General features: G+C 50.4%; 5 protein-coding genes, 11 tRNA genes and 2 rRNA genes (1 of these 18 only partly in view). All 18 read right to left on the reverse strand.

Annotated elements, in window-relative coordinates; all coding sequences use genetic code 11:
* The gene (locus DCC85_RS16840; protein WP_234414214.1) at positions 1-2103 is read right to left on the reverse strand and encodes a SpoIID/LytB domain-containing protein; all 2103 of its coding nucleotides are present in this window, start codon (positions 2101-2103) and stop codon (positions 1-3) included.
* A 61-nt stretch (positions 2104-2164) separates the two neighbouring features.
* Positions 2165-3169, reverse strand: a complete 1005-nt coding sequence (ruvB, locus tag DCC85_RS16845) for a Holliday junction branch migration DNA helicase RuvB (RefSeq protein WP_108467929.1) — start codon at positions 3167-3169, stop codon at positions 2165-2167.
* A 36-nt stretch (positions 3170-3205) separates the two neighbouring features.
* Positions 3206-3820: a Holliday junction branch migration protein RuvA gene (gene ruvA / locus DCC85_RS16850; RefSeq protein WP_108466629.1), complete on the reverse strand. Its 615-nt coding sequence runs from the start codon at positions 3818-3820 to the stop codon at positions 3206-3208.
* Entirely contained in the window at positions 3817-4320 is a 504-nt protein-coding gene (gene ruvC / locus DCC85_RS16855; RefSeq protein WP_108466630.1) for a crossover junction endodeoxyribonuclease RuvC, read from the reverse strand. Before ruvC ends, ruvA begins: the two co-directional genes overlap by 4 nt.
* A 206-nt stretch (positions 4321-4526) precedes the next feature.
* Complete coding sequence (locus DCC85_RS16860) at positions 4527-5210, reverse strand: BofC C-terminal domain-containing protein (RefSeq protein WP_108466631.1); 684 nt, start codon at positions 5208-5210, stop codon at positions 4527-4529.
* A gap of 110 nt (positions 5211-5320) precedes the next feature.
* Positions 5321-5394 (reverse strand) — tRNA-Pro (locus DCC85_RS16865).
* A gap of 6 nt (positions 5395-5400) precedes the next feature.
* A tRNA-Leu gene (locus tag DCC85_RS16870) sits at positions 5401-5483 on the reverse strand.
* A 20-nt stretch (positions 5484-5503) separates the two neighbouring features.
* A tRNA-Arg gene (locus DCC85_RS16875) sits at positions 5504-5580 on the reverse strand.
* A 1-nt stretch (position 5581) separates the two neighbouring features.
* Positions 5582-5656, reverse strand: a tRNA-Gly gene (locus DCC85_RS16880).
* A gap of 32 nt (positions 5657-5688) precedes the next feature.
* Positions 5689-5764, reverse strand: a tRNA-Lys gene (locus DCC85_RS16885).
* Positions 5765-5779: 15 nt separating this feature from the next.
* Positions 5780-5856: transfer RNA gene (locus tag DCC85_RS16890), tRNA-Asp, on the reverse strand.
* Between the two features lie 19 nt (positions 5857-5875).
* Positions 5876-5949: transfer RNA gene (locus tag DCC85_RS16895), tRNA-Met, on the reverse strand.
* 14 nt (positions 5950-5963) lie between these two features.
* Positions 5964-6039 (reverse strand) — tRNA-Val (locus tag DCC85_RS16900).
* Positions 6040-6048: 9 nt separating this feature from the next.
* Positions 6049-6120 (reverse strand) — tRNA-Glu (locus tag DCC85_RS16905).
* A 9-nt stretch (positions 6121-6129) separates the two neighbouring features.
* Positions 6130-6221, reverse strand: a tRNA-Ser gene (locus DCC85_RS16910).
* A gap of 4 nt (positions 6222-6225) precedes the next feature.
* Positions 6226-6301 (reverse strand) — tRNA-Asn (locus DCC85_RS16915).
* Between the two features lie 14 nt (positions 6302-6315).
* A 5S ribosomal RNA gene (gene rrf / locus DCC85_RS16920) occupies positions 6316-6432 on the reverse strand.
* Positions 6433-6618: 186 nt separating this feature from the next.
* A 23S ribosomal RNA gene (locus DCC85_RS16925) occupies positions 6619-8786 on the reverse strand; it runs 762 nt beyond the window's last position.

Below are 8786 nucleotides of genomic sequence, written 5' to 3' on the forward strand. Positions count from 1 at the left end.
TCAGTCCTTTGTTATTGTTACATTTTGATAATAGTGTTGCAAAATCGCAATATAATCATACCCTGCATCTGCCATTCCTTTAGCTCCCCATTGCGAGAGCCCCATGCCGTGTCCATTGCCTTGGCCGGCAAATAGAAAGGTGTTCGCATCCGACAAAGCTCTAGCCTTCTGCTGACCATTCATGATGACCAGATTGCCGCTCACGGTCGTCTTCCCTGAAGCAGATAGAACGGCCCCCGAGCCAGAGTCTAGAGTTCTTTGACCATTTGCACCTTGTACAGTATACCTTCCGGTCTCAACAATATCAAACCGTGTGCTTGGTAGGCCGCCAAAGGCTGACCGGAACAAGTCAGGGTATTTAACGCTCAGAACTTGACCATTAGCTTGAATTTCTGTAGCCCGTCCGGATGGGCCGCGCCCTGTTACTTCCAAAGACGTTATGGAAGTAGGCAAGGAGCCTGTAATCTTCCCTTTTAACAGCTTTAACAGCTCGGCAGAAGAATAGGGCCCCCGAATCCAAGAGTATGAGTTCGACTCGTCCACCGTTTCAAGCACAACCGCTTTGTCTCCGGGATTCATAGTGGCAACAGGGTTCACCGAGGATTGGACCATCGGGATCGGCCGCACATTGGTCTTACTGGCGGTTACAGTCATATATTTCAGCCCAGCTGCCGTAGCATCGCCTGTCAGCTTAGCATTGTCTTCTCTGACATAGCCAGTTTGGCCGCTGGCCAGCTGAATATGCAGCCATTTCTTCAATCCTTTGACGGCCGCCACATCTTCCTTACTCTCCACCGCTGCATAGGTCGTATTCACACTTTTCCACACTTCCGAAGGATCTGCAGTCATTCCCCCGCTGTTTGAGCCAAAGATGCCCTCTATCAATTTACCGTTACTCTTCAGTACTTCATCGGCCGTTTCATCCACAGCTTGAATGATGCTTGGGGCCTCTGTGCTCACACCGGAATATACTTGGCTAAGTGTTGTATCTACCAGACCCGCAATTTTAAACTTGGTTTCGTTTGGAAACAAGGCATAGCTGCGGGCTGCCACGGCCTGTGCCTTAAGAGCCTCCAACGGCCAAGAAGATGAGACTTCTCCTCCAACTACAGAATACAGATATTGCTCAAGCGGAAGCTCATTGACCAGAGCTAATTGTCCGTTCACTAGGCTAATTTCAAAATCTCCGCGATATTTACGGGCAGATCGCTCCGTCAAGGTCGCAGGATTCGTCGCGTCCCCCTGAACCCAAAGCTTGGCATTGTCTCCACTGAGCATATAATGATCTAATGCAACCGGGCTGTTCAAGTTGTTCGTCGCGTCGCTCCGAAGAATCAACGCGGGTGCGGACGCATTTACCGGGGTTAACTGAAGCTGTGGCATCTTCTGCTGTAGACCACTTTTCGTAGCTGCCAGCTGTGTACTGCTGGACGCCTCACCAACCCATACGTTGTAGGACGGCTTGTCGCCCCCCCCACCGGTCATAACGATCCAGGCATCATATCCCAAGGCTTCAATTTGGCTGCGGATTCCATCCGCATCGGCCTTGCTTACAGAGGTTGCAGCAGCTAAATACAATCCGCCTCTAACTTCGGGCTTCTGGGTTCCCAGCTGCCCGGATAAGGTCTTGGCAACTGCAGTGGCGGCCGCTTGAGCGGAAGCCTCACTCGCGTACATTCCGGTATATACCTCATAGGTAATGCCAGCACTGCTTTTGTCAACAAAAACAATAGGTTTATGTGCTGTAGCCTGCAGCTTTTTGGCTGCCGCCGCCGCAGTATCAAAGCTTGTGGTTTCCATGGCTTTTACGCGGTAACTATCCACGCTAAATCGAACAGCTTCGCCCGCAGGCACCTGAACCCATGATATAAATCCTGAATCTGCTTTAGGTCCAATGCTGAGCTCTCCAGCAGACTTAAGCGTTATTGCTGGACTAGTGGATCTATAAGTGCTGCCTAGATCTAAAAACATAGCTACTCGGACCCGCTGCTGTGCAGCAGCATCAGCATGGGTCGGCCATTGTAGCATACCTACCAGCAGCAAGCCGGCAGCGAGCCCTCCGGCCCAACTTTTAAACCTCTTACGCATCTTCTTATTATTCACGGATACCCTCTCCCCTCTCCACGAGTAACGATCCCAAATCCTCTTCAATCTGTTGAATTAATTAGCGCTGTTCCGGCATGGGAAGGCCCAAATGCTGGTATGCAGCCGGAGTAACCATTCTTCCTCTGGGCGTTCTTTGCATAAAGCCGATTTGCAAGAGGTAAGGTTCATAAACATCTTCAATCGTCTGGCTCTCTTCTCCAATTGTAGCTGCAATAGTATCAAGGCCCACCGGCCCACCGCGAAAGCTGGTAATCATGGCTCGCAGCATTTTATGGTCGATTTGATCCAACCCCATGGAATCGACCTGAATCATGTGCAGTGCTTCTTTGGCAATTTCAGGCGTAATCATCCCATCTCCCCGAACTTGGGCAAAATCCCTGACCCGCTTGAGAAGCCGGTTCGCAATCCGCGGGGTACCGCGTGACCGAAGAGCCACCTCTTCCGCAGCATCCCCGATGATCTCAATCCCGAGAATATCTGCCCCTCTGGAGACAATGTAGCTGAGTTCATTAACGGAATAGAATTCAAGCCGACTTACAACACCAAAGCGGTCGCGCAGTGGAGCTGACAGCAATCCTGCACGAGTCGTTGCTCCAATCAATGTGAACGGAGGAAGATCAAGTCTTACGGAACGCGCGCTTGGTCCTTTACCGATCATAATATCAAGCGCATAGTCCTCCATTGCTGGATAAAGCACCTCTTCTACGGTGCGGTGCAAGCGGTGGATTTCATCAATGAAGAGCACATCGCCTTCCTGCAAATTTGTCAGCAGGGCCGCCAAGTCGCCTGGCCGTTCAATCGCCGGTCCCGAAGTCGTCCGCAAGCTTACTCCTAGCTCGTTCGCTATGATGTTGGCCAGCGTGGTCTTTCCGAGGCCCGGCGGGCCATAGAGCAGTACATGATCCAGTGCCTCTTTGCGCATCTTCGCGGCTTCGATGTATATCTTCAAATTTTCCTTGATTTGATTCTGTCCGATATATTCCGCCAAATAGCGGGGCCGCAAGCTAAGCTCAACCGCCTGATCCTCCATCATTAAATTTGCCGATATGATCCGGTCATCCATCATCTGTACTCACTCCTTTTTGTTCAAATCCTGATCTCAACCGGCATACAGCAGCTTAAGCGCCTTCTTCATGACGGAGTCCACCGATTCATCAGGAGTTACGTTATCCTTCAGTTGGTGCCATACCTTGTCCAGCTCCACATCTGTATAACCAAGCGCCTTAAGCCCTTCCTTCGCTTCAGGCCATCCCTCAGAGCCCAGGTTGAACAGATCAACCTCTGTATCTGACGGGATCATTACAGCTCCTGTAGCGATACCATCGAGCTTGTCCTTCAAATCTAGAATGATTCTTTGGGCAGTCTTCTTGCCAATTCCCGGCAGCTTGGTTAGGAATGTAATATTCTCCTGGTAAATCGCCGAGACGACAGTGTCTGGGGTGCCTCCACCAAGAATGCCTAAAGCTACCCGCGGACCAATGCCGTTCACATCAATCAGCTTACGGAACAATTTCTGTTCTTCCCGGCTTGCAAAGCCAAACAATAAGATCGCATCTTCCCGAACGTGGTGGTGAATATAAACCGTTACTGTGCCTTCACTTTTGGCAAATGCATAGGGATTCGGGCAAAATACACGGTATCCTACACCTTGTACGTCTAACACGATATATTCGGTTTCCAAATGGGCAACCGTTCCTCTCAAAAAGTCAATCATGAGCGCAATACCTCGTTTAACTTGGAATTTAGCGTATAAGAATGAGCATGACAGATAGCCACAGCAAGTGCATCGGCTACATCATCAGGCTTAGGAATCTTCTGAAGCTTGAGAAACATCCTGGTCATCTCTTGAACTTGGCGCTTCTCAGCCTTGCCATAGCCTACAATAGCTTGCTTAATCTGCATTGGCGTATATTCTGCAATAGGCAGCCCGTTCTGAACAGCAGCCAGAACAAGGACCCCCCTTGCCTGACTGACAGGCATAGCCGTCGTAACATTTCGATTAAAGAATAATTTTTCAAAAGCTACAGCATCCGGCTTATACTTCTCAATCAGCTGCTGCATCCCTTCATAGACATGCAAAAGTCTCTCTGCCTCCGGCGTATGTGCCTCTGTCTGAATACAGCCGTATTGCACGGGTACACACTTACTGCCTTGTTTATCAATAAATCCGAAACCGACAATAGCGATTCCGGGGTCAATTCCCAATATGCGCAAACTCATCTCTCCTATAACTGTGTTAAAACCCGCGTATGAGATCTATTTATAATCCAGGAATACACAATGATAATAAAAGCGAACATATGTATTCAATTCATTATATCAAAAGATAGGGTGCTCTAGGGAAAGAATCTGCTGTATTCGTAAGAACAGCACAAAAAAGACGCCTCATTGGCGTCCCTTTCATTATTTTGTGTATAGACTTAATTACTTTGTTTCATTACTCTTTCCAAAGGTTCGACAGCAAAATCACTAAATGTTGAGATCACACTGTTATACTCATCAAGATCTCTTACCCGGATTCCTGACTGCAGCTGTTCATACACATCTTTAGGCAGTGTGCTAATCATGGTTCCTACATCCAATTGGAAGAAAGTCTGTATAACCTTTTTCTGCTTAGGACGCCCTGCGTATAAATTGAGCCTCCCCGTCTCGTCCAAGCCAATATATCCATTCTGCTTGCAATCCGAAGACAGATCCCGCACCTCTTCCTCCAACCAAACATTTCCCTTCGAGTCAATACGTCCTTCCCAGCTTGTATGCTCAGATAGGAGCTTCAGTATCTCTTCTGGCTTAAGATACCCGAGCCTGTTCTCTTCTTCTCCGCCTATATAGACTCTGCGTATATATACAACTCTTGGTTGTGAAGATTTCATCAGCTGTTGTTCAAATTCAGTTGAGCTCTGCACCTTTTCGCGTTGATAAGCTCCTAGAGTTTCTACCGCTAACGGCTCACTTTTCGTCATCAGCAAGGTCATCTCCCGGGACAGATGAGTCCCCAGTAGGGCCAACAGAAAGAATACCACACAGCCTCCAAAAGTCCATATGGCCTTTCTCCACCTTCTCCATCGTCTTCTTAAGTATCTTTTAAGCTTAATAATGCTCACGACAGTCCCCTTCTATCCGGCTAATTTTGTTATATTGTGACCGGAGAGCTGTCGATTTATGCAAAAAAAAGAAGGTTATCGATAAAAACATCGATAACCTTCTTCAAAGATCGGGACGACACGATTTGAACATGCGACCCCCTGGTCCCAAACCAGGTGCTCTACCAAGCTGAGCTACGTCCCGTTGATATGGTGCCGGTGAAGGGACTCGAACCCCCACGGTTTCCCTCACGATTTTGAGTCGCGCGCGTCTGCCAATTCCGCCACACCGGCAAGTGTGTAATTAAGAAAAATGGCGCGCCCTAAGAGATTCGAACTCCTGACCTTTTGATTCGTAGTCAAACGCTCTATCCAGCTGAGCTAAGGGCGCATGGAGCGGACGACGGGAATCGAACCCGCGACCCTCGCCTTGGCAAGGCGATGCTCTACCGCTGAGCCACGTCCGCAACTTTTTCTTGTTCAACTTGTTACAGTTAAATGGTGAGCCATGAAGGACTCGAACCTTCGACACCCTGATTAAAAGTCAGGTGCTCTACCAACTGAGCTAATGGCTCTTAACATAAATAAAATGGCGGAACCGACGGGATTCGAACCCGCGATCTCCTGCGTGACAGGCAGGCATGTTAGGCCTCTACACCACGGTTCCAGGCCAATAAGTAAAACAATTGCGGGGGCAGGATTTGAACCTGCGGCCTTCGGGTTATGAGCCCGACGAGCTACCGGACTGCTCCACCCCGCGTCAGTAAAAAATTATGGTGGAGGCTGAGGGGTTCGAACCCCCGACCCTCTGCTTGTAAGGCAGATGCTCTCCCAGCTGAGCTAAGCCTCCGAAATGGGATGACCCGTAGGGGAATCGAACCCCTGTTACCTCCGTGAAAGGGAGGTGTCTTAACCGCTTGACCAACGGGCCATATTATAGTGGCGGAGAGAGAGGGATTCGAACCCTCGAGACGCTTGTGACGCCTACACGATTTCCAATCGTGCTCCTTCGGCCAACTCGGACACCTCTCCATAATGGCTCCCCGAACAGGACTCGAACCTGTGACAACTCGATTAACAGTCGAGTGCTCTACCAACTGAGCTATCAGGGAATAATATTAAGTTTGCTTGGCGGCGTCCTACTCTCCCAGGACCCTGCGGTCCAAGTACCATCGGCGCTGGAGGGCTTAACGGTCGTGTTCGGGATGGGTACGTGTGGAACCCCTCCGCTATCGCCACCAAACAGGTTTTTTCCGGTCGCTATCACTCCCTGAAATTCATCAAGGAAAATAACCCACCTTCAAAAACAGCCTGCGAGTAAATATCAAACCTTGATATCAACCCACAATTGTTCAGATGTTTGATCACCTGAAAACTGGATACGAAACTTCATTGCGCTTTATCCCTACTCAGTTGTTAGGGTACATTTTAGGATAAGCCCTCGACCGATTAGTACTGGTCAGCTCCATGCATTGCTGCACTTCTACCCCCAGCCTATCTACCTCGTCGTCTTCAAGGGGTCTTACTAATTGGGAAATCTCATCTTGAGGGGGGCTTCACGCTTAGATGCTTTCAGCGCTTATCCCTTCCGCACTTAGCTACCCAGCTGTGCTCCTGGCGGAACAACTGGTGCACCAGCGGTGCGTCCATCCCGGTCCTCTCGTACTAAGGACAGCTCCTCTCAAATTTCCTACGCCCACGACAGATAGGGACCGAACTGTCTCACGACGTTCTGAACCCAGCTCGCGTACCGCTTTAATGGGCGAACAGCCCAACCCTTGGGACCTACTTCAGCCCCAGGATGCGATGAGCCGACATCGAGGTGCCAAACCTCCCCGTCGATGTGGACTCTTGGGGGAGATAAGCCTGTTATCCCCAGGGTAGCTTTTATCCGTTGAGCGATGGCCCTTCCATGCGGTACCACCGGATCACTAAGCCCGACTTTCGTCCCTGCTCGACTTGTCAGTCTCGCAGTCAAGCTCCCTTTTGCCTTTGCACTCTTCGAATGATTTCCAACCATTCTGAGGGAACCTTGGGGCGCCTCCGTTACTCTTTAGGAGGCGACCGCCCCAGTCAAACTGCCCACCTGACACTGTCCCCGCACCGGATTACGGTACCAGGTTAGAACTCCGATACGATCAGGGTGGTATCCCAACGTCGCCTCCACCGAAGCTGGCGCTCCGGCTTCCTAGGCTCCCACCTATCCTGTACAAATCGTATCAAAGTCCAATATCAAGCTGCAGTAAAGCTCCATGGGGTCTTTCCGTCTTGTCGCGGGTAACCTGCATCTTCACAGGTATTAAAATTTCACCGGATCTCTCGTTGAGACAGCGCCCAAGTCGTTACGCCATTCGTGCGGGTCAGAATTTACCTGACAAGGAATTTCGCTACCTTAGGACCGTTATAGTTACGGCCGCCGTTTACTGGGGCTTCGGTTCACAGCTTCGGATTACTCCTAACCGCTCCCCTTAACCTTCCAGCACCGGGCAGGCGTCAGCCCGTATACTTCGCCTTGCGGCTTCGCACAGACCTGTGTTTTTGCTAAACAGTCGCTTGGGCCTTTTCACTGCGGCCCCCTCGGGCTATTCACCCTACCGAGGCACCCCTTCTCCCGAAGTTACGGGGTCATTTTGCCGAGTTCCTTAACGAGAGTTCTTCCGCGCGCCTTAGAATTCTCTTCTCGCCCACCTGTGTCGGTTTACGGTACGGGCACCTTCACCTGGCTAGAGGCTTTTCTTGGCAGTGTGAGATCATGACCTTCGCTACTGTAATTTTCACTCCCCATCACAGCCCAGCCTTAAAGTGTGCGGATTTGCCTACACACCAGCCTCACTGCTTGGACGGACATCCATCAGTCCGCGTCACTACCCTGCTGCGTCACCCCATCGCTCATAACGGTTTACGGTGGTACAGGAATTTCCACCTGTTGTCCTTCGACTACGCCTTTCGGCCTCGCCTTAGGTCCCGACTTACCCTGAGCGGACGAACCTTCCTCAGGAACCCTTAGGCTTTCGGCGGATCAGATTCTCACTGATCTTTTCGTTACTCATACCGGCATTCTCACTTGTATGCTGTCCAGCGCTCCTTACGGTACACCTTCAACCTACATACAACGCTCCCCTACCCCTGATACATTCATATCAAGCCATAGCTTCGGTGGTGTGTTTAGCCCCGTTACATTTTCGGCGCAGAGTCACTCGACCAGTGAGCTATTACGCACTCTTTAAATGGTGGCTGCTTCTAAGCCAACATCCTGGTTGTCTGTGCAACTCCACATCCTTTCCCACTTAACACACACTTGGGGACCTTAGCTGATGGTCTGGGCTGTTTCCCTTTTGACAATGGATCTTAGCACTCACTGTCTGACTCCCGGATATGAGTCCATGGCATTCGGAGTTTGACTGAGCTTGGTAACCCTTGGCGGGCCCCGCACCCAATCAGTGCTCTACCTCCACGACTCTTTTCTTCCGAGGCTAGCCCTAAAGCTATTTCGGGGAGAACCAGCTATCTCCGAGTTCGATTGGAATTTCTCCGCTACCCCCACCTCATCCCCGAACTTTTCAACGTTCGTGGGTTCGGGCCTCCAGTGCGTGTTAC

This window comes from Paenibacillus sp. CAA11, from assembly GCF_003060825.1.
Lineage (GTDB): Bacteria > Bacillota > Bacilli > Paenibacillales > Paenibacillaceae > Fontibacillus.

What these genes read in the sequence shown, in the direction of transcription:
- ruvB (WP_108467929.1), bottom strand. Translation starts at nt 3,169, where the DNA reads ATGGATGACCGGATCATATCGGCAAATTTAATGATGGAGGATCAGGCG.
- ruvA (WP_108466629.1), bottom strand. Translation starts at nt 3,820, where the DNA reads ATGATTGACTTTTTGAGAGGAACGGTTGCCCATTTGGAAACCGAATAT.